The organism is Huaxiibacter chinensis (assembly GCF_022171985.1).
Taxonomy (GTDB): Bacteria; Pseudomonadota; Gammaproteobacteria; order Enterobacterales; family Enterobacteriaceae; genus Enterobacter; species Enterobacter chinensis_A.
Map to the genome: position 1 here is coordinate 20,031 of NZ_JAJVHF010000004.1, position 23,278 is coordinate 43,308.

Annotated in this window: 21 protein-coding genes; 13 read left to right on the forward strand and 8 right to left on the reverse strand. The window is 54.6% G+C overall.

Annotated features, from left to right (window positions below; translation table 11 throughout):
• The 5 genes from accB to acuI form a co-directional block, all read right to left on the reverse strand.
• Entirely contained in the window at positions 1 to 465 is a 465-nt protein-coding gene (gene accB / locus LZP96_RS11835; RefSeq protein WP_064327649.1) for an acetyl-CoA carboxylase biotin carboxyl carrier protein, read from the reverse strand.
• Positions 466 to 486: 21 nt separating this feature from the next.
• On the reverse strand, positions 487 to 939 hold the full coding sequence (aroQ, locus tag LZP96_RS11840) for a type II 3-dehydroquinate dehydratase (protein ID WP_064327648.1): 453 nt from the start codon (positions 937 to 939) through the stop codon (positions 487 to 489).
• 234 nt (positions 940 to 1,173) lie between these two features.
• Positions 1,174 to 1,773, reverse strand: coding sequence for a protein-methionine-sulfoxide reductase heme-binding subunit MsrQ (gene msrQ, locus LZP96_RS11845; protein WP_064327647.1), 600 nt, complete (start codon positions 1,771 to 1,773; stop codon positions 1,174 to 1,176).
• On the reverse strand, positions 1,774 to 2,775 hold the full coding sequence (gene msrP / locus LZP96_RS11850) for a protein-methionine-sulfoxide reductase catalytic subunit MsrP (RefSeq protein WP_064327646.1): 1,002 nt from the start codon (positions 2,773 to 2,775) through the stop codon (positions 1,774 to 1,776).
• Positions 2,776 to 2,853: 78 nt separating this feature from the next.
• Positions 2,854 to 3,828 carry an acrylyl-CoA reductase (NADPH) gene (gene acuI / locus LZP96_RS11855; RefSeq protein ID WP_064327645.1) on the reverse strand — a complete coding sequence of 325 codons (975 nt, stop codon included), beginning with the start codon at positions 3,826 to 3,828 and terminating at the stop codon, positions 2,854 to 2,856.
• Between the two features lie 181 nt (positions 3,829 to 4,009).
• Here acuI and csrD point away from each other — a divergent pair, with 181 nt between their 5' ends.
• From csrD to tldD, 8 genes are all read left to right on the forward strand, one after another.
• Entirely contained in the window at positions 4,010 to 5,950 is a 1,941-nt protein-coding gene (gene csrD, locus LZP96_RS11860; RefSeq protein ID WP_064327644.1) for an RNase E specificity factor CsrD, read from the forward strand.
• 281 nt (positions 5,951 to 6,231) lie between these two features.
• Positions 6,232 to 7,275 (forward strand): rod shape-determining protein MreB, encoded by a 1,044-nt coding sequence (gene mreB, locus LZP96_RS11865; RefSeq protein ID WP_064327643.1) that lies wholly within the window; start codon positions 6,232 to 6,234, stop codon positions 7,273 to 7,275.
• A gap of 60 nt (positions 7,276 to 7,335) precedes the next feature.
• A complete protein-coding gene (mreC, locus tag LZP96_RS11870) occupies positions 7,336 to 8,352 on the forward strand; it encodes a rod shape-determining protein MreC (RefSeq protein ID WP_064327642.1) in 1,017 nt (338 codons plus the stop codon).
• Positions 8,352 to 8,840 (forward strand): rod shape-determining protein MreD, encoded by a 489-nt coding sequence (gene mreD / locus LZP96_RS11875; RefSeq protein WP_064327641.1) that lies wholly within the window; start codon positions 8,352 to 8,354, stop codon positions 8,838 to 8,840. The genes mreC and mreD overlap by 1 nt, the downstream gene beginning before the upstream one ends.
• 9 nt (positions 8,841 to 8,849) lie before the next feature.
• Entirely contained in the window at positions 8,850 to 9,443 is a 594-nt protein-coding gene (locus LZP96_RS11880) for a Maf family protein (protein WP_064327640.1), read from the forward strand.
• On the forward strand, positions 9,433 to 10,902 hold the full coding sequence (rng, locus tag LZP96_RS11885) for a ribonuclease G (RefSeq protein ID WP_064327639.1): 1,470 nt from the start codon (positions 9,433 to 9,435) through the stop codon (positions 10,900 to 10,902). Before LZP96_RS11880 ends, rng begins: the two co-directional genes overlap by 11 nt.
• A 43-nt stretch (positions 10,903 to 10,945) precedes the next feature.
• A complete protein-coding gene (gene yhdP / locus LZP96_RS11890; protein WP_064327638.1) occupies positions 10,946 to 14,752 on the forward strand; it encodes an AsmA2 domain-containing protein YhdP in 3,807 nt (1,268 codons plus the stop codon).
• Between the two features lie 93 nt (positions 14,753 to 14,845).
• A complete protein-coding gene (tldD, locus tag LZP96_RS11895) occupies positions 14,846 to 16,291 on the forward strand; it encodes a metalloprotease TldD (protein ID WP_064327637.1) in 1,446 nt (481 codons plus the stop codon).
• 38 nt (positions 16,292 to 16,329) lie between these two features.
• Here tldD and aaeR read toward each other — a convergent pair whose 3' ends face one another.
• Positions 16,330 to 17,256 (reverse strand): HTH-type transcriptional activator AaeR, encoded by a 927-nt coding sequence (gene aaeR, locus LZP96_RS11900; protein ID WP_064327636.1) that lies wholly within the window; start codon positions 17,254 to 17,256, stop codon positions 16,330 to 16,332.
• Positions 17,257 to 17,435: 179 nt separating this feature from the next.
• Between aaeR and aaeX the strand changes: the two genes are divergently transcribed.
• The 5 genes from aaeX to LZP96_RS11925 all read left to right on the forward strand — a co-directional run bounded on the left by aaeX (position 17,436) and on the right by LZP96_RS11925 (position 22,412).
• The gene (aaeX, locus tag LZP96_RS11905) at positions 17,436 to 17,639 is read left to right on the forward strand and encodes a p-hydroxybenzoic acid efflux pump operon protein AaeX (protein ID WP_003860416.1); all 204 of its coding nucleotides are present in this window, start codon (positions 17,436 to 17,438) and stop codon (positions 17,637 to 17,639) included.
• 7 nt (positions 17,640 to 17,646) lie between these two features.
• Positions 17,647 to 18,579 (forward strand): p-hydroxybenzoic acid efflux pump subunit AaeA, encoded by a 933-nt coding sequence (gene aaeA / locus LZP96_RS11910; protein WP_064327635.1) that lies wholly within the window; start codon positions 17,647 to 17,649, stop codon positions 18,577 to 18,579.
• A 5-nt stretch (positions 18,580 to 18,584) separates the two neighbouring features.
• A complete protein-coding gene (gene aaeB, locus LZP96_RS11915) occupies positions 18,585 to 20,552 on the forward strand; it encodes a p-hydroxybenzoic acid efflux pump subunit AaeB (RefSeq protein ID WP_064327634.1) in 1,968 nt (655 codons plus the stop codon).
• A gap of 87 nt (positions 20,553 to 20,639) precedes the next feature.
• A complete protein-coding gene (locus tag LZP96_RS11920) occupies positions 20,640 to 22,094 on the forward strand; it encodes an NAD-dependent succinate-semialdehyde dehydrogenase (RefSeq protein ID WP_064327633.1) in 1,455 nt (484 codons plus the stop codon).
• 45 nt (positions 22,095 to 22,139) lie between these two features.
• The gene (locus LZP96_RS11925) at positions 22,140 to 22,412 is read left to right on the forward strand and encodes a barstar family protein (protein WP_064327632.1); all 273 of its coding nucleotides are present in this window, start codon (positions 22,140 to 22,142) and stop codon (positions 22,410 to 22,412) included.
• A gap of 68 nt (positions 22,413 to 22,480) precedes the next feature.
• Here LZP96_RS11925 and yhcN (LZP96_RS11930) read toward each other — a convergent pair whose 3' ends face one another.
• Entirely contained in the window at positions 22,481 to 22,747 is a 267-nt protein-coding gene (gene yhcN, locus LZP96_RS11930; protein ID WP_064328195.1) for a peroxide/acid stress response protein YhcN, read from the reverse strand.
• Between the two features lie 106 nt (positions 22,748 to 22,853).
• Positions 22,854 to 23,117 (reverse strand): peroxide/acid stress response protein YhcN, encoded by a 264-nt coding sequence (gene yhcN, locus LZP96_RS11935; protein ID WP_064327631.1) that lies wholly within the window; start codon positions 23,115 to 23,117, stop codon positions 22,854 to 22,856.
• Positions 23,118 to 23,278 lie beyond the last annotated feature (161 nt).

The following is a 23,278-nucleotide window of genomic DNA, read 5'->3' on the forward strand; positions in this document are numbered from 1 at the left end:
TTACTCGATGACGACCAGCGGCTCGTCAAATTCTACCGGCTGACCACTTTCGACCAGAATCGCTTTTACAGTGCCTGATTTATCGGCTTCGATTTGGTTCATCATTTTCATGGCTTCGACGATGCACAAGGTATCGCCTGCGTTGACTTTCTGACCGATTTCGATGAACGCTTTTGCGTCCGGGCTCGGGGTGCGGTAGAAAGTACCAACCATCGGGGAACGTACGATGTGGCCACTGATTTCTGCGGCTGCTGCAGCCGGCGCTTCTGCTGCCGGGGCAACGGCGTTAGCCAGAGCAGGTTGCTGCATCACAGGTGCAGCATAAGCCTGCTGCATCATTGGGAAGTTAGCTGCTGGCGCGGCACGACTGATGCGTACAGACTCTTCGCCTTCAGAAATTTCCAGTTCGGAGATGCCTGATTCTTCAACCAGCTCGATCAGTTTTTTAATCTTACGAATATCCATGAGTGGGTTCCGTACTCTTGTTTAGTGTGATGGTGACAGGCGTTTGACCGCTGTCTGTAAAGCGTATGTATAACCGTCAGCGCCGAACCCGCAGATAACGCCAGAGGCAATATCAGACAGATAGGAATGATGGCGGAACGGCTCCCGGGCGTGCACATTACTCAGGTGGATCTCGATAAACGGGATACTCACCGCAAGCAGCGCATCGCGAAGCGCAACACTGGTGTGCGTAAACGCGGCCGGATTAATCAGGATATAGTCCACAGTGTCTTTAGCCTGATGAATTCGGTCGATGAGTGCGTACTCCGCATTTGACTGAAAATGGTCAAGGTTCACATTGAGCCGTGCAGCTTCCTCGCCAAGACGGTTAACAATTTCTGTTAACGTCAGCGTGCCGTACTTCTCAGGTTCACGGGTACCGAGCATGTTCAGGTTCGGTCCGTTTAAAACTAAAATGTGAAACTTGTCAGCCATTGTGCCGCTATCTCCTGCGATTCTCCGGTAAAAAACAAAATATACCTTCGATGCGCAATTGTCACCCTTTCAGAGACCAAAAATCGCTGTCCGGAATGCCGGGGTCGCACATTATAACGATTTCGTAGCATTTGGCAGCTAAATACTGGTCTTATCAGGGAAGATAATCAACCGCTATCCGAAAAAGAGTCGCGGTTGTCAGGCATTCTGCGGTAAAACGCACAGTTTCGACGATTAACGAAACCACTGGCGGAACTTTTTATAACGCCAGGCTAAAAGCGCCGCCGCCGCGAAGGCATAGAGGATGGGCTGGGGAGATAAGATCTTCACGGACCACAGATAATGGATGGGCGTGAGGATCGCCACCAGATAGACGAAGTTGTGCAGCAGTTGCCAACGTCTGCCCAGTTTTCGCTGCGCAAACTGTGTCGACGTCAACGCCAGCGCCAGCAAAATAAACCAGCTGATGATACCCAGCGTTAAATAAGGACGCGAGATCAGCTCGCTTCCCAGTAACGACAGATTGTTGATGCCCAGTTCCAGCAGGGTGTAGCTGGTCAGGTGCAGCGTCGCCCATGCAAAACACCATAACCCGAGTAACCGCCGGGTACGAATCAATAATGGCTGTTTAGCGTAACGCGCCAGCGGTGACACCAGCAAGGTCGCCAGTAAAAATTTCAGAGCCATCCTACCCGTAAAATGCTGGATATCTTTCGCCGGATCGGCGCTAAAAACGCCCTGACTGGCGGCCCAAAATAACCAGATAAAAGGAAGCAGGCCGGCAAGATGCAAAGCAACCTTGAGCCAGGTAATCTGTTTTGCAGTCAGGCGCACTCAGAAGCTCTCCCGTAAATTAAGGCCGCGATAAAGTGACGCCACTTCGTCAGCATACCCGTTAAAGAGCAGGGTAGGCTGACGTTTCACATCCAGCGCGCCGCCTGAGCCAATAAAACGTTCCGTGGCCTGCGACCAGCGAGGATGATCCACGTGCGGGTTTACGTTAGCGTAAAAGCCATATTCGTCGGGTGCCGCAAGGTTCCAGGTCGTCGGCGGGCGTTCGCGGGTGAGTTTAATACTGACAATCGATTTGATGCCTTTAAAGCCATACTTCCAGGGGACGGTTAAGCGAATCGGTGCGCCGTTTTGCGGGGGCAGCGCTTTGCCATAAACGCCTACCGTCAGAAGCGTAAGCGGATGCATCGCTTCATCAATACGCAGCCCTTCTACATACGGATACTCAAGGCCACCGCCGATGAACCGATCTTTCTGTCCAGGCATCTCGTCCGGAGCATAGCGCGTCTGAAAGGAGACATATTTTGCATTGCTGGTGGGTTCAACCAGCGCCAGCAGTTTATGCAACGGGAAGCCCACCCAGGGCACTACCATGGACCAGGCCTCTACGCAGCGCATGCGATAAATGCGTTCTTCCAGCGGAAAACGCGTGGTGAGATCGTGATGGTCCAGCGTCAGGGGTTTCGCCACCTCACCCTCGATTTTGAGCGTCCAGGGATCGGTTTTCATGCTCCCCGCGTTGGCCGCAGGATCGGCTTTATCCAGACCAAATTCGTAGAAGTTGTTATAGCCCGTCACTTTATCTTCAGGCGTTAAGGCCAGTTTATTCTGCCATTGTGCCGGTTTGGTAAAGTCGAGCGGCTGGCCGGAAGGGGCTTTTGGGCGATCGTTGCCTTTGAACCAGTCGAGAAGGTCGGCATGAGCCGCCGGGGAGAGCGTCAACGCGGTGGCGCTAATGCCCAGCATCTTTAAAATCTGGCGGCGTTGTAACATAAAGACAGATTCGGACGTTACGTCGGCTTCCGTCAATTTTCGGTTTTTCATGGCTTCCTCCGTCATGCGGTTTTTCTAAGCATGACGGAGGAGTGGATTTATCGCGAATATGTCACGAAAATTTGAAGATTAGGCGATTTTAACCAGTGCACGACCGTGGAATTGATTGTTCATGATCTTCCCGGCAAATTCAGGGGCTTGTTCCAGGGAGATTTCTGTGGCGCTTTGGGTGTAGAACGACTCCGGTAAATCGCGGACCAGACGTTCCCATGCCTGAGCACGGCGGGACGCTGGCGTCATCACGGAATCCACACCCTGCAGTCGGACGTTACGCAGAATGAAGGGCATTACGGTGGTGGGCAGCGCAAATCCACCCGCCAGACCGCAGGCGGCAACGCATCCACCATAGTTCATCTGCGCCAGTACCTTAGCGAGAACCTTATCGCCTACCGTGTCGATAGCCCCTGCCCAGACCTGTTTTTCGAGCGGGCGCGTCTCGGCAAACTCTTCACGCCCCAGAATACGATGCGCGCCAATGGAGCGCAGGTAGTCATGGGTACTTTCGCGACCCGACACCGCTGCAACCTGATAACCCAGGGCATGCAGCAGGGTGACCGCGGTGCTGCCTACGCCACCGCTGGCGCCCGTAACCACAATTTCACCCGATTCAGGGCGAATGCCGGCCTCTTCCAGCGCCATCACGCACAGCATGGCGGTGAAACCTGCGGTACCGATGATCATCGCTTTGCGTCCGTCCATCCCTTTTGGCATCGCCACCAGCCAGTCGCCTTTGACCCGCGCCTGGCCCGCCAGGCCGCCCCAGTGGTTTTCACCCACGCCCCAGCCGGTCAGCAACACTTGTTGTCCGGCATGAAAACGAGGGTCTTCACTGGCGCGCACGTGGCCCGAAAAATCGATTCCCGGCACCATAGGGAAATTTCGGATAATTTTACCTTTGCCTGTAATGGCAAGCGCATCCTTGTAATTCAGGCTGGACCAGTCGATATCAATGGTCACGTCGCCCTCTGGCAGGCGGCTATCCTCAACGGTTTGCACCGATGAAATCGTTTTACCGTCCTGCTGTTCTAAGATTAAAGCCTGCATACAGGTGTCCTCATTAAGCATGATGTTGGAAAGTGATGTGTGAGACTATACTCGCTGAATGAAACGCTATGCCGATTTAACGCAATAAATTGCCAGAAACCCCAGGTTTGTTAGTATGTCGCATTTGAAATGCAAGTTAGTACTCACTCGCCGCCCTTAACCCCACGGAGTAATCTCAAGGATGCGATTAACGACGAAATTCTCAGCTTTTATCACCTTGCTCACGGGGCTCACTATCCTTGTGACGCTCATCGGATGCTCGCTGAGTTTTTACAATGCGATTCAGGATAAGCTGAATAATCGTGTCGAATCCGTCGCCTCGGTCATTGACGCCAGGCTGGTAACATCAACCTTGCCCGCGATTGAGCAACAGCTGGATGAGCTGATGGTCCCGGTGGATATTGTTCAGATCGACATCTTACAGGGTAGCAAAGTCATTCTGAGCCATTCCCATCAGAGCAGCTATCGCCCGGCAGGCACCCTCGAGCAGTACCGCACAGTGACGGTGGAATCGATTAAAAGCCCGGGCATCACTCTCCGGCTATCTTACCAGGATCCCATGGCGAACTACTTTCGCTCGCTGATGACCACCGCCCCCCTGACCGCCGCCGTTGCCTTTATCGTCATTTTACTGTTCCTGGCCGTTCGCTGGCTTCGTCGGCAGCTTTCCGGGCAAGAGCTGCTGGAAAATCGATCCTTACGCATTCTTAACGGGGAGCGCGGCATTAACGTGCGGGGATCGGTCCATGAGTGGCCGACGCGCACGAGCAGCGCGCTGGATGTGCTGCTCTCAGAAATCCAGTTCGCCAGCGAGCAGCGTAGCCGGATGGATACCCTGATCCGCTCCTATGCCGCGCAGGATAATAAAACGGGGCTGAACAACAGGCTCTTTTTTAATAACCAACTGGCGACGCTGCTCGACGATCCGGAAAAAGTGGGATCGCATGGCGTGGTGATGATGATTCGCCTTCCGGATTTCGACCTCCTGCGCGATACCTGGGGACGCAAAGTAGCCGAAGATCATCTCTTTACGTTGATCAATCTTCTCTCGACCTTTGTGATGCGCTATCCCGGCGCGCTGCTGGCGCGGTATCACCGCAGCGATTTTACGGTTCTGTTGCCGCATCGCACCTTAAAGGAGTCGGAAAGTATTGCCAGCCAGCTCCTTAAGGCCGTTGATGCCTTGCCCCCTTCTAAAATGCTCGACCGGGACGATATGGTGCACATCGGTATTTGCGCCTGGCGAGGAGGCCAGCACACTCAGCAGGTGATGGAGCATGCCGAGGCGGCCACGCGCAACGCCGTGCTGCAGGGCGCTAACGGTTGGGCGGTCTATGACGACTCTCTGCCTGAGAAAGGACGGGGTAACGTGCGCTGGCGTACGCTCATTGAACAGATGCTCAGTCGCGGTGGCCCCAGGATTTATCAAAAGCCTGCTGTATTACGTAATGGCGTCGTCCATCATCGCGAACTGATGTGCCGGATCTTTGACGGTAAAGAAGAGGTGGTGTTAGCGGAATTTCTGCCCATGGTTCTGCAGTTTGGCCTCTCGGAAGAGTATGACCGTCAACAAATTACGCGTCTGATTCCATTTTTATCTTTCTGGCCGGAGGAAAATCTGGCATTACAGGTGACGGTAGAGTCGCTTATTCGCCCGCGTTTTCAGCGCTGGCTGCGCGATGCGTTAATGCAATGCGAAAAATCGCAACGCAAGCGGATTATTTTTGAACTTGCAGAGGCGGATGTTGGTCAACATATCAGCCGGTTACAGCCTGTGGTTCGATTAATGAATGCGCTCGGCGTTCGCGTCGCAGTGACACAGGCGGGATTAACCCTGGTCAGTACGCTCTGGATCAAAGAACTGGATGTGGAATTATTGAAGTTACATCCCGGGCTTATCAGGGATATTGAGAAGCGCACCGAAAACCAGCTTCTGGTACAGAGTCTGGTGGAGGCGTGTAAAGGAACGCGCACGCAGGTTTTCGCGACGGGCGTCCGCTCCCGTAGCGAATGGCAGATGCTGACGGAGCGCGGTGTGGCAGGAGGACAGGGCGATTTTATTGCGTCCTCTCAGGCGCTTGACAGCAATGTGAAAAAATATTTGCAAAGATACTCTGTTTGACCTGCCGTTTACGTTGTTTTCACGTAGAATATCGCGCCTGTAGCTTTGAGTAAGACGAGCAAAACGCCAGTGAACGACCGGCAAAGTTACAAATAAACGTGAGGGACGCAGCTGTTTACTCAGCCCTGATGGAATCAGGTGAGCAATTTGTAACATGCGGTAACGTACTGCACTAATTTTCACCGTAGCAGATGATTCTTGCGCCTTGTCGCTGCTGCGTGTGGTTGGTAAAGTAAGCGGATTTTATTTTTCCGCCCCAGCTTTCAGGATTATCCCTTAGTATGTTGAAAAAATTTCGTGGCATGTTTTCCAATGACCTGTCCATTGACCTGGGTACTGCGAATACCCTGATTTATGTTAAAGGACAAGGCATCGTATTGAATGAGCCTTCTGTTGTGGCCATTCGTCAGGATCGTGCCGGCTCGCCTAAAAGCGTGGCAGCCGTAGGGCATGATGCGAAGCAGATGCTGGGGCGTACCCCTGGCAACATCGCCGCGATCCGCCCGATGAAAGACGGCGTTATCGCTGACTTCTTCGTGACTGAAAAAATGCTTCAACACTTCATTAAACAGGTTCACAGCAACAGCTTTATGCGCCCAAGCCCGCGCGTTCTGGTGTGCGTACCGGTTGGCGCAACGCAGGTTGAACGTCGTGCTATCCGTGAGTCAGCACAAGGTGCAGGCGCGCGTGAAGTCTTCCTTATTGAAGAACCTATGGCGGCGGCAATTGGCGCAGGCCTGCCGGTATCAGAAGCGACCGGTTCAATGGTTGTGGATATCGGTGGCGGTACCACTGAAGTGGCCGTTATCTCCCTGAACGGCGTGGTGTATTCCTCTTCCGTGCGTATTGGTGGTGACCGTTTCGATGAAGCCATCATTAATTATGTGCGCCGTAACTACGGCTCTCTGATCGGTGAAGCCACCGCAGAGCGTATCAAACACGAAATCGGCTCCGCATACCCAGGCGATGAAGTCCGCGAAATCGAAGTCCGCGGTCGTAACCTGGCTGAAGGTGTGCCGCGTGGATTTACCCTGAATTCCAACGAAATCCTCGAAGCGCTGCAAGAGCCGCTGACCGGTATCGTGAGCGCGGTGATGGTTGCACTGGAACAGTGTCCACCAGAACTGGCGTCCGATATCTCCGAGCGCGGCATGGTGCTGACCGGTGGTGGTGCGCTGCTGCGTAACCTCGACCGCCTGTTAATGGAAGAGACAGGTATTCCTGTCGTAGTTGCAGAAGATCCACTGACTTGCGTAGCCCGTGGTGGCGGTAAGGCGCTGGAAATGATCGACGTGCACGGCGGCGACTTATTTAGCGAAGAGTAGTCAGAAGTGAAAGGGTAGCCGTTGCTACCCTTCCTCTCTGACCGAGAAGACGCATAGCCTATGAAGCCCATTTTTAGCCGTGGCCCGTCGCTACAGTTTCGCCTGATCCTGGGGGTGCTGGTCGCGCTTGGAGTCATTATTGCCGACAGCCGCCTCGGTATGTTCAGCCAGATCAGAACATACATGGACACCGCCGTCAGCCCTTTCTACTTTATTTCTAATGGTCCTCGTGAACTCCTCGACAGTGTTTCTCAAACGTTGTCGTCACGCGATCAGCTTGAACTCGAAAACCGTGCATTGCGTCAGGAGCTGTTGCTGAAAAACAGTGAGCTGCTCATGCTGGGTCAATATCGCCAGGAAAACGCCCGTCTGCGTGAACTGCTGGGTTCCCCACTGCGTCAGGATGAGCAAAAAATGGTGACCCAGGTGATCTCCACCGTAAACGATCCTTACAGCGATCAGGTGGTTATCGACAAGGGCAGCGTCAATGGCGTGTATGAAGGCCAGCCCGTTATCAGCGATAAAGGCGTCGTAGGCCAGGTGGTCGCGGTTGCGAAACTCACCAGCCGCGTTCTGCTGATTTGTGATGCCACCCATGCCTTGCCCATTCAGGTGTTGAGAAACGACATTCGCGTCATTGCTGCGGGTAATGGCTGTACGGACGATCTGCAGCTTGAGCATCTGCCGGCCAACACCGATATTCGTGTGGGGGATGTGCTGGTGACCTCCGGTCTGGGTGGTCGATTCCCTGAAGGCTATCCTGTCGGGGTGGTTTCTTCGGTCAAGCTCGATACCCAGCGCGCGTACACCGTGATTCAGGCGCGTCCGACGGCCGGTTTGCAACGTTTACGCTATCTGCTGCTGCTTTGGGGCGCCGATCGTAACGGTATCAACCCAATGACGCCGGAAGATGTGCACCGTGTCGCGAATGAACGCCTGATGCAGATGATGCCGCAGGTTCTGCCGTCGCCTGATTCCATGGGGCCGCACGCTCCGGTACCTGCGCCCGCTACAGGTATTACTCAACCTTCTACGGATGCGCAACAGTCGCCACAACTCTCTCCTGGAGGGCAGTAGTGGCAAGTTATCGTAGCCAGGGACGATGGGTCATTTGGCTCTCGTTCCTTATTGCACTGTTGCTGCAAGTTATGCCCTGGCCGGACAACATTCTTGTTTACCGGCCAAACTGGGTGCTTCTCATTCTGCTGTACTGGATCCTCGCACTGCCACACCGCGTAAATGTCGGCACCGGTTTTGTCATGGGTGCCATAATGGATCTCATTAGTGGCTCTACGCTGGGCGTGCGCGCTTTGTCCATGAGCATTATCGCGTATCTTGTCGCACTGAAATTCCAGCTTTTCCGTAACCTCGCACTCTGGCAACAGGCGCTGGTGGTGATGTTGTTGTCCCTTGCCTCGGATATCATTGTTTTCTGGGCAGAGTTTTTAGTGATCAACGTCTCTTTCCGACCTGAAGTGTTCTGGAGTAGTGTAGTAAACGGTGTGCTCTGGCCGTGGCTGTTCTTGCTGATGCGAAAAGTTCGCCAGCAATTTGCCGTGCAATAAAAGGTTTCTATGACGTCTTTATATCTTGCCTCTGGTTCCCCGCGTCGCCAGGAGTTGCTCACACAACTCGGTGTCTCGTTTGAACGTATCGTCACCGGTATTGAAGAAAAACGTGGCGAAAGCGAAAGCGCGCAACAGTACGTCTCCCGTTTAGCGCGTGAAAAGGCGCAGGCGGGCGTGGCGCAAACGCCGCGAGACCTGCCGGTGCTGGGGGCGGATACCATCGTGATCTTCAACGGTGAGGTGCTGGAGAAACCGCGCGACGCCTGTCATGCGGCGCGTATGTTGCATAAATTATCCGGGCAAACGCACCAGGTGATGACGGCCGTAGCTCTGGCCGATAGCCAGCATGTGCTGGATTGCCTGGTGGTCACCGACGTTACGTTCAGAGTGCTGACCGATGAGGAGATCGCGGGCTACATCGCCAGCGGTGAACCAATGGATAAAGCAGGTGCATACGGTATTCAAGGGTTGGGTGGCTGTTTTGTCAGGAAGATAAATGGCAGCTATCACGCCGTGGTCGGCTTACCGCTGGTGGAAACGTATGAGTTGCTGAGCAATTTTAACTCACTGCGTGAGAGAAGGGATAATTATGACGGCTGAATTGTTGGTAAACGTAACGCCTTCGGAAACCCGAGTGGCGTACATTGATGGCGGTATTCTCCAGGAAATTCATATTGAGCGCGAAGCGCGACGCGGAATCGTAGGCAATATCTACAAAGGTCGTGTGAGTCGTGTGCTACCCGGTATGCAGGCGGCATTTGTAGATATTGGACTCGACAAGGCGGCGTTTCTTCATGCCTCTGACATCATGCCACACACCGAATGTGTGGCGGGTGAAGAGCAAAAGCAGTTCACCGTGCGTGATATCTCTGAGCTGGTGCGTCAGGGCCAGGACCTGATGGTGCAGGTGGTGAAAGATCCGCTGGGCACCAAAGGCGCCCGCCTGACAACCGACATCACTCTCCCTTCCCGTTATCTCGTCTTTATGCCTGGCGCCTCGCATGTGGGTGTTTCTCAGCGTATTGAGAGCGAAAGCGAGCGCGAGCGCCTGAAAAAGGTGGTCGGCGAATACTGTGACGAGCAGGGCGGATTCATTATCCGTACCGCGGCCGAAGGGATCAGCGAAGAGGATCTCGCCTCGGATGCCGCGTACCTGAAACGCGTCTGGACCAAAGTGATGGAGCGCAAAAAACGCAACCAGACACGCTACCAGCTGTACGGTGAGCTGGCGCTGGCACAGCGCGTGTTGCGGGATTTTGCCGATGCGCAGCTTGACCGCATCCGCGTTGACTCCCGTCTGACCTACGATGCGCTGCTGGAATTCACCGCCGAATACATCCCGGAAATGCCGGGACTGCTGGAGCATTACTCAGGCCGGCAGCCTATCTTCGATCTCTATGATGTTGAAAACGAGATCCAGCGTGCGCTCGAGCGTAAAGTCGAGCTTAAATCCGGCGGTTATCTGATTATCGATCAGACCGAAGCGATGACGACGGTGGATATCAATACCGGGGCCTTTGTCGGCCACCGTAACCTGGATGACACCATCTTCAATACCAACATCGAAGCGACCCAGGCGATTGCGCGCCAGCTTCGTTTGCGTAATCTGGGCGGCATTATCATTATCGACTTTATCGATATGAATAATGAGGATCACCGCCGCCGTGTGCTGCATTCGCTGGAGCAGGCCTTAAGCAAAGACCGGGTAAAAACCAGTATTAACGGTTTCTCGCAGCTGGGGCTGGTGGAAATGACGCGCAAGCGCACCCGTGAAAGCGTCGAACATGTGCTGTGCAACCAGTGTCCTGCCTGCCACGGACGCGGAACGGTAAAGTCGGTTGAGACGGTCTGCTATGAAATCATGCGTGAAATTGTGCGCGTCCATCATGCTTACGACTCCGATCGTTTTCTGGTCTATGCTTCCCCTGCGGTGGCTGAAGCACTGAAAGGCGAAGAGTCTCATGCGCTGGCAGAAGTGGAAATCTTCGTTGGCAAACAGGTGAAAGTGCAGATCGAGCCGCTCTATAACCAGGAGCAGTTTGACGTGGTGATGATGTAAAACGCAGCGTTGCTGCATGAGAACGGCTGACAAGGAGAGATGCGTGAGGCGATTGCCGGGGATTTTACTGCTTACAGGGGCAACGCTGGTCGTGATTGTCGCGTTGCTCGTGAGTGGGCTACGCCTGCTTTTGCCCCATCTCGACAGCTGGCGCCCGCAGGTGCTGGCGAAAATTGAGAACGCCACGGGCGTACCCGTAGAAGCAAGCCAGTTGAGCGCCAACTGGCAAAACTTTGGCCCAACCCTGGACGCCCGGGATATTCATGCCAGCCTGAAAGATGGCGGCTTCCTCAAAATTAAACGCGTGACGCTGGCGCTGGACGTGTGGCAAAGCCTGCTGCACCTGCGCTGGCAATTCCGCGATCTCACCTTTTATCAACTTCAGTTTTACACCAATACGCCGCTGCGTAACGACGAGAAAAGCGAGGGGATCGAGACCAATCGCATTAGCGATCTCTTCCTGCGTCAGTTCGATCATTTTGATCTGCGCGACAGCGAGGTGAGCTTTCTCACGCTTTCCGGCCAGCGGGCGGAACTGGCGATCCCACAGCTAACCTGGCTCAACGGCAAAGATCGCCATCGCGCCGAAGGCCAGGTCAATCTCTCCAGTCTGAATGGTCAACACGGCATCATGCAGGTGCGGATGGATCTGCGTGATGACAACGGTCTGTTAAATAATGGCAAAGTCTGGCTACAGGCCGACGATATTGACGTTAAACCCTGGCTCGGTCGGTGGATGCAGGATAACGTCGCGTTACAGCGCGCGCGGTTTAGCGTGGAAGGCTGGCTGACGCTGACCAACGGCGATATTGCCGCCGGTGACGTCTGGCTCAAGCAAGGCGGCGCATCCTGGAAAGGTGACGATCGGCTGCATGAAATGTCGGTTGATCATCTTACCGCCCATGTCACCCGACAGGGCGAAAGCTGGCAGTTCTCTATTCCTGATACCCGCATCACCATGGACGGCAAAGCCTGGCCGCGTGGAGCCCTGACCATGGCGTGGGTGCCTGAACAAACGGTGGGCGGCGTCGCCAATAAGCGCAGTGATGAACTGCGAATCCGCGCCAGCAATCTCGAGTTATCCGGTCTTGAAGGGTTACGCCCGATTGCGAGCCGCATGGCCCCCTCCCTCGGCGAAGTGTGGCAGGCGACGCAGCCCTACGGAAAGATTGACGCACTGGCGCTGGATATTCCCCTACAGGCAACAGAAAAAACCCGTTTTCAGGCGTCGTGGAAAGACCTCGGCTGGAAGCAGTGGAAAATGCTGCCAGGCGCGAACCATTTCAACGGCACCCTTGAGGGCAGTGCAGAAAACGGTCGTCTGACCGTGCAGATGGCCAATGCCAAAATGCCTTATGAAACGGTCTTCCGCGCCCCCCTTGAGATTGAAAAAGGCCATGCGACCCTCAACTGGCTTAAGAATGAGAAAGGCTTCCAGCTCGATGGCCGTGATATCGATGTGAAAGCCACCGCTCTCCGTGCGCGCGGTGATTTCCGCTATCTTCAGCCTGCGGGCGACGAACCCTGGCTGGGCATTCTGGCGGGGATCAGCACCGACGACGGTGCCCAGGCCTGGCGCTACTTCCCTGAAAACCTGATGGGAAAAGCGCTGGTGGATTATCTGAGCGGCGCCATCCAGGGCGGGCAGGCCGATAACGCGACGCTGGTTTATGGCGGCAATCCTCATCTCTTCCCCTATAAACACAATGAAGGCCAGTTTGAAGTGCTGGTCCCGCTGCGCAATGCCACTTTTGCGTTTCAGCCAGACTGGCCCGCGTTGAAAAACCTGGATATCGAACTCGACTTTATCAATGACGGGCTGTGGATGAAGTCTGACAAAGTGGCGCTGGGCGGTGTCGAGGCCAGCAACCTGACCGCCGTCATTCCTGACTACTCGAAAGAAAAGCTGATTGTTGATGCTGATATTAACGGCCCGGGTAAAGCGGTCGGCCCTTACTTTGAGGAGACGCCGCTGAAAGACTCGCTCGCCGCGACGCTCAAAGAGCTGCAGCTTGATGGCGATGTGAAAGCGCGCCTGAATCTGGACATTCCGCTGGATGGCGAAATGACGACCGCGAAAGGCGACGTTGTCCTGAACGATAACAGCCTCTTTATCAAGCCGCTTAATAGCACCCTGAAAAATCTGACCGGCAAATTCAGCTTTACCAACGGCAATTTGCGCAGCGAGCCGATGAAAGCGACCTGGTTTAACCAGCCGCTGAATGTCGATTTCTCCACCACGGAAGGCGAAAAAGCGTATCAGGTGGCGGTAAACATGGATGCAAACTGGCAGCCTTCACGCATGGACGTGCTGCCTAAACCGATTGCGGAATCCATCGACGGTTCGGTGTCATGGAAAGGGAAAGTGGGCATAGATTTACCCTACCATGCGGATGCGCGCTACGCGGTGGATATCGCGGGCGATCTGAAAAATGTAAGCAGTCACTTACCCGCTCCACTGGCGAAACCGTCTGGTCAGGCTTTACCCGTCAATATTAACGTTAAAGGGGATTTAAAAAGCTTTGCTCTCACGGGTAACGCCAACGGGGATAATCACTTTAACAGCCGTTGGCTCCTGGGCCGCAAGCTGACGCTCGATCGGGCCATCTGGACGACAGACAGCCAGACCTTGCCACCGCTGCCAGAACAGCAGGGCATTGAGCTGAATTTACCCGCACTCGATGGCGCGCAGTGGCTGGCTCTGTTCAACAAAGGTGTGGGACAAAACGTCGATGAGGCAGCTCAGTTCCCGCAGAAAGTGACCCTCCGTACCCCGGCCCTGACGTTGGGTGGCCAGCAGTGGAATAACCTGAGTATCGTTTCTGAACCTTCGGCGAATGGCTCAAAAGTTGAAGCGAAAGGACGAGAAATCAATGGCTCGTTGATAATGCGTGACAACGGCCCCTGGCAGGCGGATGTACGTTATCTCTATTACAACCCGGCAAGCGCCACGCCCAAAGACAATGCAGAAAGCGGCACGGTATCGCCCCTGGCAGACGTCTCGCGCGTGGACTTTAGCGGCTGGCCTGATTTACAGCTCCGCTGCGCCGAATGCTGGCTGTGGGGGCAGAAATACGGTCGTATCAACGGCGATTTCGCCATTAAAGGCGATACGCTGAGTTTGTCAGGCGGTCTGATTGATACAGGGTTTGGTCGCCTGACGGCCAACGGAGAGTGGGTGAATGGGGCAGCGGAACAGCGCACCTCGCTGAAAGGGCAGATTAAGGGCAAAAAACTGGATGCGGCGGCGAATTTCTTCGGCATCAGCACACCGTTACGCGGCTCATCTTTCGACGTGAATTATGATTTGCACTGGCGTGCGCAACCCTGGAAGCCAGAGGAAGCCTCACTGAACGGCATCCTCAGAACCTACTTTGGTAAAGGGGAAATCGCCGACGTCAGCACGGGGCATGCCGGGCAGATTTTACGTCTTCTGAGCTTTGACGCGCTGCTGCGTAAGCTGCGCTTTGACTTCAGTGATACCTTCCGCGAAGGGTTCTACTACGATTCCATTCGCAGTACGGCATGGATTAAAGATGGCGTCATGCATACTGACGATACGCTGGTTGACGGCCTCGAAGCGGATATAGCGATGAAGGGTTCGGTGAACCTGGTGCGACGTGAACTGGATATGGAAGCGGTCGTGGCCCCGGAAATTTCGGCAACGGTTGGCGTAGCGGCGGCATTTGTGGTTAACCCTATAGTCGGCGCAGCGGTGTTTGCTGCCAGTAAAGTCCTGGGGCCGCTATGGAGCAAAGTCTCGATTCTGCGCTACCGCATTACGGGCCCAATTGATAAGCCGCAGATTAATGAAGTGCTGCGCCAGCCGCGCAAAGATGCACAGCAATGATTTGACGCGGGCAATTTATTGCCTCACTCTGAATTAATCAGAATTTTTTTTACCGCCCCTGTGGCGGCAACGAACGAAACGAGTAGCAAAACGATGAGTCTGAACCTGGTAAGTGAACATTTGCTCGCAGCGAACGGCCTGAGCCATCAGGACCTGTTTTCCATTCTCGGTCAACTGACCGAGCGCCGTCTCGACTACGGCGACCTCTATTTTCAGTCGAGCTATCACGAATCCTGGGTTTTAGAAGACAGCATCATTAAAGATGGCTCCTATAACATCGACCAGGGCGTTGGGGTTCGTGCGGTCAGCGGTGAGAAAACCGGCTTTGCCTATGCCGATCAGATTAGCCTGACCGCCCTGCAGCAGAGCGCTCAGGCAGCGCGCACCATCGTGCGTGAAACCGGCGATGGTCGTGTCAAAACCTTCGGCGAGGTGCAACACACCTCGCTCTATACCAGCATCGATCCGCTGCAAAGCATGACCCGGGAAGAGAAGCTGGATATTCTGCGCCGCGTCGACAAAGTGGCGCGTGCCGCCGATAAGCGTGTGCAGGAAGTCTCTGCCAGCCTGACCGGTGTCTATGAATTGATTCTGGTTGCTGCTACCGATGGCACACTGGCGGCGGATGTCCGTCCTCTGGTTCGTCTTTCCGTGAGCGTGCAGGTAGAAGATGATGGCAAACGCGAGCGCGGCTCAAGCGGCGGTGGCGGACGTTTCGGCTATGACTGGTTCCTGCAGGATGAAGAGGGTGAAGTACGCGCCGATGCCTGGGCCAAAGAAGCCGTTCGTATGGCGATGGTCAATTTGACCGCCGTGGCTGCGCCTGCGGGGACGCTGCCCGTCGTGCTGGGCGCGGGCTGGCCGGGCGTTCTGCTGCATGAAGCCGTGGGCCATGGCCTTGAGGGCGATTTCAACCGTCGCGGGACCTCTGTGTTTAGCGGTCAGATGGGTGAGCTGGTGGCCTCGGAACTCTGTACGGTGGTGGATGACGGTACCATGACCAATCGTCGTGGTTCGCTCTCCATCGATGATGAAGGCACCCCGGGTCAGTACAATGTCCTGATCGAAAACGGTGTGCTGAAAGGGTACATGCAGGACAAACTGAACGCCCGCCTGATGGGCGTGGCGCCAACCGGTAATGGCCGTCGTGAATCCTATGCGCATCTGCCGATGCCGCGTATGACCAACACCTATATGCTGGCCGGCAAGTCAACGCCGCAGGAAATCATTGAATCCGTGGATTACGGGATTTTTGCCCCGAACTTCGGTGGCGGTCAGGTCGACATCACGTCGGGTAAATTTGTCTTCTCAACCTCAGAAGCTTATCTGATTGAGAAAGGTAAAGTGACCAAAGCGGTGAAAGGCGCGACGTTGATTGGCTCCGGCATTGAAGCCATGCAGCAAATTTCCATGGTCGGTAACGATCTCAAGCTGGATAAAGGCGTGGGCGTCTGCGGTAAAGAAGGTCAGAGCCTGCCAGTGGGTGTGGGTCAGCCCACCCTGAAGGTCGATAACCTTACCGTGGGCGGAACCGCCTGATTATTGCCTTCTGATGCCCTCGTGATGAGGGCATCATCTTACTCTTTACCTCTTCCCCGCATCCCCTGATATAACGCCGCCACTTCCACAAAATAGTCCGTCAGATAGTTAATGCAGACCTGCACTTTGAGGGGCAGTTTGTCCTTTTCGGTATAGAGTGCATAAACCGGACGTGGATCGGATTGATAGCGTGGAAACAAGATCTCCAGCTCGCCCGTGTTGATCTCATTGATCACCCACATCAGAGGTACATAGGCGATCCCGACGCCCGCCACCAGCCAGCGTGAAATGGTCATCGGATCGTTCGTGACAAATCGCCCCTGCGGCAGGAGTTTCGTTGACAGCCCCTCGGGGGCAATTAATTCAAATTCATTGTCCGGGCGAACGCTGTATTCCAGCCAGGAGTGATTGCTGAGATCGGCGGGCTTTTCCGGAACGCCATACTGGACGAGATAGTTTTTCGAGGCGCAAACCACCATCGGCATGCTGCCCAGACGGCGGGAGAAGAGGCTGGAGTCCTGAAGCGCGCCCACGCGAATCACCACATCCAGGCCGTCGGCAATCAGATCCGGCGCGGGAATGCCCGTGACCAGATTCACCGTGAGCCCGGGATACTCCTTAAGCATTTCAGCCGTCATCCCGGCCAGAACATTTTGTGCCATAGTTGAAGAACACCCAATTCGTAGCGTACCGATGGGGGTGTTATTGAAGGCATAAAGCTGCTCGTGTACATCCTGCACTTCATGGAGCATGCGACGGCAGCCCTGGTAATAAATTTTACCCGCTTCCGTCAGGCCGATGCTGCGCGTGCTGCGGTTAAGCAGCTTCACCTGGAGTTCATCCTCCAGTTTCGACACCGTCTGGCTGATGGACGAAACGCTCATCTGAAGCTGACGTGCAGCGGCGGTAAAAGAGCCAAACTCAACGACTTTGGCGAACACAGACATCCGTTTTAAACGTTCCATTGTTCACTCTGGCTTAAAAGTGATTTAGATCACATATTATAGATAACAGCATAACAGTTACGGTAATATATTATTCATTACATAACAGCCACGCTACTCCCGCCCGGCTTATCTTGCCTTTCTGCGGTGGCGAAGGCTTAACAATACTGTCGCCTGCACTCTCTCTAATCAAGGTCAACATGAGTCTGTTTCCCGTTATCGTGGTGTTCGGTCTGTCGTTCCCACCGATATTCTTTGAGCTATTGTTATCACTGGCGATTTTTTGGCTGGTGCGCAAGGTGCTGGTTCCGACCGGGATCTACGATTTTGTCTGGCACCCGGCATTGTTCAATACCGCACTGTACTGCTGCCTGTTTTACCTAATTTCGCGCATGTTTGTCTGAGGTTGATGTGAAAACGCTAACAAGAAAAATCTCCCGCACCGCCATCACCGTGGTCCTGGTAATACTGGCATTTATCGCCATATCCCGCGCATGGGTCTTTTACACCGAGTCCCCGTGGACGCGTGACGCGCGTTTTAGTGCGGACGTTGTCGCGATTGCGCCGGATGTGGCCGGGCTTATTACGGCAGTGAACGTGCACGATAACCAGCTGGTGAAAAAAGATCAGGTGCTGTTCACTATCGATCAACCCCGCTACCAAAAAGCCTTAGAAGAGGCGCAGGCCGATGTGGCCTACTACCAGGCGCTGGCAACCGAAAAACGTCGTGAGGCGGGCCGTCGTAACAAGCTCGGTATTCAGGCCATGTCGCGTGAAGAGATCGATCAGTCAAATAACGTCCTGCAAACCGTGCTGCATCAGCTGGCAAAAGCCGAAGCCACCCGTGATTTAGCCAGCCTCGATCTGGCCCGCACCGTGATTCGTGCCCCCGCTGATGGATGGGTTACCAACCTGAATGTCTATACCGGTGAATTTATCACCCGCGGCTCCACTGCGGTCGCGCTGGTCAAACAGCACTCCTTCTATGTGCTGGCGTATATGGAAGAAACCAAGCTTGAGGGCGTACGTCCAGGGTTCCGCGCCGAAATCACCCCGCTGGGCAGCAATCGCGTCCTCAAAGGCACCGTAGATAGCATTGCAGCGGGTGTGACCAACGCCAGCGCGACGCGTGATGCTAAAGGGATGGCGACCGTCGACTCCAACCTTGAATGGGTGCGACTGGCGCAGCGCGTCCCGGTGCGTATTCGTCTGGATGACGATCAGGGCAATTTATGGCCTGCGGGCACTACCGCCACGGTTGTCATTACCGGTGAAAAAGACCGGGATACCCACAATGACTCGCTGTTCCGTAAAATTGCCCACCGCCTGCGTGAGCTGGGCTAATCGTTATGGGTATCTTCTCCATCGCCACGCAGCACATCCGGTTCGCCCTTAAGCTGGCGTGCGCGATTGTTCTGGCGCTGTTTGTCGGCTTCCATTTTCAACTGGAAACCCCGCGCTGGGCGGTGTTGACCGCGGCGATTGTCGCTGCCGGACCGGCGTTTGCGGCGGGCGGTGAACCCTATTCTGGCGCCATTCGCTACCGTGGCATGCTGCGTATCGTGGGGACCTTTATCGGCTGTATCGCTGCGCTCACCATCATCATTACGCTTATCCGCGCACCACTGCTTATGCTGATAGTCTGCTGTGTCTGGGCAGGGTTTTGTACCTGGCTCTCATCGCTGGTGAAGGTTGAAAACTCCTATGCCTGGGGATTGTCCGGTTACACCGCGCTGATTATCGTGATAACCATCCAGGCAGAGCCTTTACTGGCTCCCCAGTTTGCCGTGGAGCGCTGTAGCGAAATCGTGATTGGCATCGTCTGCGCCATCGTTGCGGATTTGCTGTTTTCTCCTCGCTCCATCAAGCAGGAAGTCGATCGGGAGCTGGATGCGCTTATTGTCGCCCAGTACCAGTTAATGCAGCTGTGCATCAAACATGGCGATAGCGAAGAGGTGGATCAGGCCTGGGGGGCGCTGGTTCGTCGCTCTACGGCGCTGGAGGGAATGCGAAGCAACCTCAACATGGAATCCTCCCGCTGGTCGCGCGCGAATCGTCGTCTTAAAGCCCTTAATACCGTCTCGCTGACGTTGATTACCCAGGCTTGCGAAACCTATCTGATTCAAAATACCCGGCCAGATTCGGTCACCGACACCTTCCGCGAACTGTTCGAAGAGCCGGTTGAAACGGTTCAGGATGTGCACAGGCAGCTCAAGCGCATGCGCCGGGTCATTGCCTGGACCGGCGAGCGTGATACGCCCGTGACCATCTATACCTGGGTCGGGGCGGCCACTCGCTATCTGCTGCTTAAACGCGGGGTCATCAGCAATACGAAAATCAGCGCAACGGAAGAAGAGGTGCTCCAGAGCGAGGTGGTGGTGAAAGCCGAATCAGCAGAACGCCATCACGCCATGGTTAACTTCTGGCGTACCACGCTTGCCTGCGTGCTGGGGACACTTTTCTGGTTGTGGACCGGCTGGACCTCCGGCAGCGGCGCCATGGTCATGATTGCCGTCGTCACCTCACTGGCTATGCGTCTGCCTAACCCCCGCATGGTGGCGATTGATTTTGTGTATGGCACCATTGCCGCACTGCCGCTGGGGGCGATCTATTTCCTGGTGATTATCCCTTCCACGCAGCAAAGCATGCTCCTGCTCTGCATCAGCCTGGCGGTGCTGGCCTTCTTTATTGGTATTGAGGTGCAGAAGCGCCGGCTGGGATCGCTGGGGGCGCTGGCGAGTACGATCAACATCATCGTGCTTGATAACCCCATGACGTTTCACTTCAGCCAGTTCCTGGACAGCGCGCTTGGGCAAATAGTGGGCTGTTTCCTGGCGCTAATGGTCATACTACTGGTTCGCGATAACTCTCAGGCCCGTACCGGCCGCGTATTGCTGAACCAGTTTGTTTCGGCGGCGGTGTCGGCTATGACCACCAATACCGCCCGTCGCAAAGAAAACCATCTGCCGGCGCTGTACCAACAGCTGTTTTTACTGCTGACAAAATTCCCGGGCGACATCGCCAAATTCCGCCTGGCGCTGACGATGATTATCGCTCATCAGCGGTTACGTAATGCGCCGATTCCGATTAATGACGATCTCTCGGGTTTCCACCGCCAGCTACGAAGCACGGCCGACCGGATTATTTCTGCCTCCAGCGATGATAAACGCCGACGCTACTTCAATCAGCTGCTTGAAGAGCTGAACATATACCAGGAGAAGCTGCGGATCTGGGAAGCACCGCCGCAGGTGACTGAGCCAGTCAGGCGACTGACAGAGATGCTTCATCGCTATCAAAACGCGCTCACCGAAAGCTAAGCAATCCTGAAAACCGACGCCAAAAGCGTCGGTTTTTTTGTGGCTATACTTAATTCTGCAGGTTTATAAACCCGATCAGGAGGACACATGACCACCCAGACACTCAAGGACAACGCGCTTTTTCAAACAGGGTATCTGGTCGACGGCGTCTGGAAGACGCTGGACACCACCTTTGACGTGCTGAATCCCGCCACCGGCGAGGTCGTGGCGAAAGTAGCGAAAGCCGGCAAAAAAGAGACAGAAGACGCAATTGCCGCGGCGAGCAAGGCTTTCCCCGCATGGCGGGCGAAAACCGCGAAAGAGCGCGCGACGATCCTCTCTCGCTGGTATGAACTGATCGTTGAGAACAAAAGCTGGCTCGGTCAGTTGATGACGACGGAGCAGGGCAAGCCGCTGAAAGAGGCGGAAGGTGAGGTGGAATATGCCGCCAGTTTTATTCAGTGGTTTGCTGAGCAGGCCAAGCGAGCCAACGGTGAAATCATCCCGCCCGTGAAGCCGGGCTCACGTATCCTGGCGACCCGCGAACCCATCGGCGTTGTCGCAGCCATAACGCCCTGGAACTTCCCGATGGCGATGCTTACCCGTAAGCTCGGTCCGGCGCTGGCCGCAGGCTGTACCGGGGTCATCAAACCTGCAAACAATACGCCGCTTAGCGCATTTGCCTTACTGACGCTGGCGAAAAAAGCAGGGGTTCCGGATGGTGTACTGAATGCGGTGGCGGGTAATACACATGAAATCAGCGATGCAATCATGGCCAGCCACGCGGTGCGGAAAATCTCCTTCACCGGCTCAACGGCGGTAGGGAAAACGCTGATGCGTAACGCGGCTGAAACCATGAAAAAGGTCTCCATGGAACTGGGCGGGAATGCCCCATATATCGTCTTTGACGATGCCGATATTGACGCCGCCGTGAAGGGGGCCATCGCCAATAAGTTTCGCAATGCGGGGCAGGTCTGCGTCAGCGTTAACCGCTTTTATCTTCATGAGTCTATCTACGACACCTTTGTCGACCAGCTGGCAGAGGCGGTGAATGCCTTAAAAGTGGGGAACGGCCTCGAAGAGGGCGTGGTTGTTGGCCCCCTGATTGAACCCAGCGCCGTTGATAAAGTGCGTGAACACGTTGAGGATGCGGTGGCGAAAGGGGCGAAGGTACTGGCTGGCGGTAAAGCGCACTCTCTGGGCGGGAATTTCTGGATGCCAACCGTTCTCGGCGACTGCCATGAAGGTATGAAGCTGGCAGAAGAAGAGACCTTTGGCCCGGTAGCGGCCTGCTTCCGCTTTACGTCGGAAGACGAGGTGATCCAGCGGGCCAACAACACGCCATTTGGGCTGGCGGCTTACTTTTACACGCAAAATTTACAGCGCGTTTTTCGGGTCTCGCAGGCCATTGAAAGCGGCATGATAGGCATCAACGAATGTGCCGTTTCAACCGAGTTAGGGCCCTTCGGGGGAGTCAAAGAGTCCGGGCTTGGCCGTGAGGGGTCAGTACTGGGTCTGGAGGAGTTTCTTGAAGTCAAAACCCTGCATATCGGGGGATTATAATTGTCAGGGCGGCACACGCCGCCCGGCAGGACAGGGTGGCTGGTAATGAACATTTATACATTTGATTTTGACGAAATCGACAGTCAGGAAGACTTTTATCGTGAGTTCACTCGTCTTTTTGCGCTGGAACGCGATCGCGTGACCAATCTGGACTCCCTGTGGGATGTCGTCACGGGTGACGTTCTGCCGTTACCGCTGGAGATCGAGTTTATTCATCTGCCGGATAAACTACGCAGACGATTTGGTGCCCTGATTTTATTATTTGATGAAGCGGAAGAAGAGCTGGAAGGGCAGTTACGCTTTAACGCTCGTCAGTGAATTACGGGCAAAAAAAAGCCCCTGACATCGTGTCAGGGGCAAGTCGTATGATGGCATACGACGAGGGTTTATTTATACAGTTCAGCCGTAGCGTGCCAGTGGTCGCCCTGGCTCATCTCGGTGACGCGGTAGCTGCTGGCGCCTGCTTTTTCCGCTTTTGCGGAGAGCGCCTGACGGATATCCATTGGGGAACTGCCTACTGAAGAGACGGATACACTACCCATCGCCTGCATATTCTGTGCTTGTTCGTTGCTCACCTGTTGGACAGCTGCGCTTGCGCCAAATGACAGTACGGAAGCGAGGCCAAGGGTTGCGATAATAAGTTTAGTTTTCATTGTCATTACTCCGAATCAGTGTTGCCCGACGGCCAGAAGGGTTAGAACTGCTATTTTTATGCCTGGTGCCGTCGAGAGATTGTATTTTTACTGCTATCAGCTGAGCTTATTTATACAGTTCAGCTGTTGCGTGCCAGTTGTCGCCTGAACGTGCTTCGATAATGCGATAGGAAGAAGCGCCTTGTTCTTCGGCTTTCTTGTTCAGCATCTCACGCATGTCCATCGGAGAAGTGGCGGTTGCGCCAACGGAAACAGTACCGATAGCCTGACGGCTTTGCGCCTGGTCAGCATTGATAGAGTCGGCTGCGAATGCACCAAAAGACAGGACAGACAGAACGCTCAGAGCCGCGATAGTTGTTTTGATTTTCATGATTCTTTACCTCGTCGAATTTTATTGGGGTCGTTTGTTTCGTGACCCTCATCACAAAATCAAGTATACACTAATCACGCAAAATATTAATACCAGACTAATGGTTTCCTGCGTAATTACGCGTTAAAAAATGAATCCTTTATAACCAAAATGCATAAAAA

Coding starts and splice junctions, on each gene's coding strand:
- accB (WP_064327649.1), bottom strand. CDS start 465: ATGGATATTCGTAAGATTAAAAAACTGATCGAGCTGGTTGAAGAATCA.
- aroQ (WP_064327648.1), bottom strand. CDS start 939: ATGGCTGACAAGTTTCACATTTTAGTTTTAAACGGACCGAACCTGAAC.
- msrP (WP_064327646.1), bottom strand. CDS start 2,775: ATGAAAAACCGAAAATTGACGGAAGCCGACGTAACGTCCGAATCTGTC.
- acuI (WP_064327645.1), bottom strand. CDS start 3,828: ATGCAGGCTTTAATCTTAGAACAGCAGGACGGTAAAACGATTTCATCG.
- csrD (WP_064327644.1), top strand. CDS start 4,010: ATGCGATTAACGACGAAATTCTCAGCTTTTATCACCTTGCTCACGGGG.
- mreB (WP_064327643.1), top strand. CDS start 6,232: ATGTTGAAAAAATTTCGTGGCATGTTTTCCAATGACCTGTCCATTGAC.
- mreC (WP_064327642.1), top strand. CDS start 7,336: ATGAAGCCCATTTTTAGCCGTGGCCCGTCGCTACAGTTTCGCCTGATC.
- LZP96_RS11880 (WP_064327640.1), top strand. CDS start 8,850: ATGACGTCTTTATATCTTGCCTCTGGTTCCCCGCGTCGCCAGGAGTTG.
- rng (WP_064327639.1), top strand. CDS start 9,433: ATGACGGCTGAATTGTTGGTAAACGTAACGCCTTCGGAAACCCGAGTG.
- tldD (WP_064327637.1), top strand. CDS start 14,846: ATGAGTCTGAACCTGGTAAGTGAACATTTGCTCGCAGCGAACGGCCTG.
- aaeR (WP_064327636.1), bottom strand. CDS start 17,256: ATGGAACGTTTAAAACGGATGTCTGTGTTCGCCAAAGTCGTTGAGTTT.
- aaeX (WP_003860416.1), top strand. CDS start 17,436: ATGAGTCTGTTTCCCGTTATCGTGGTGTTCGGTCTGTCGTTCCCACCG.
- aaeB (WP_064327634.1), top strand. CDS start 18,585: ATGGGTATCTTCTCCATCGCCACGCAGCACATCCGGTTCGCCCTTAAG.
- LZP96_RS11920 (WP_064327633.1), top strand. CDS start 20,640: ATGACCACCCAGACACTCAAGGACAACGCGCTTTTTCAAACAGGGTAT.
- LZP96_RS11925 (WP_064327632.1), top strand. CDS start 22,140: ATGAACATTTATACATTTGATTTTGACGAAATCGACAGTCAGGAAGAC.
- yhcN (WP_064328195.1), bottom strand. CDS start 22,747: ATGAAAACTAAACTTATTATCGCAACCCTTGGCCTCGCTTCCGTACTG.
- yhcN (WP_064327631.1), bottom strand. CDS start 23,117: ATGAAAATCAAAACAACTATCGCGGCTCTGAGCGTTCTGTCTGTCCTG.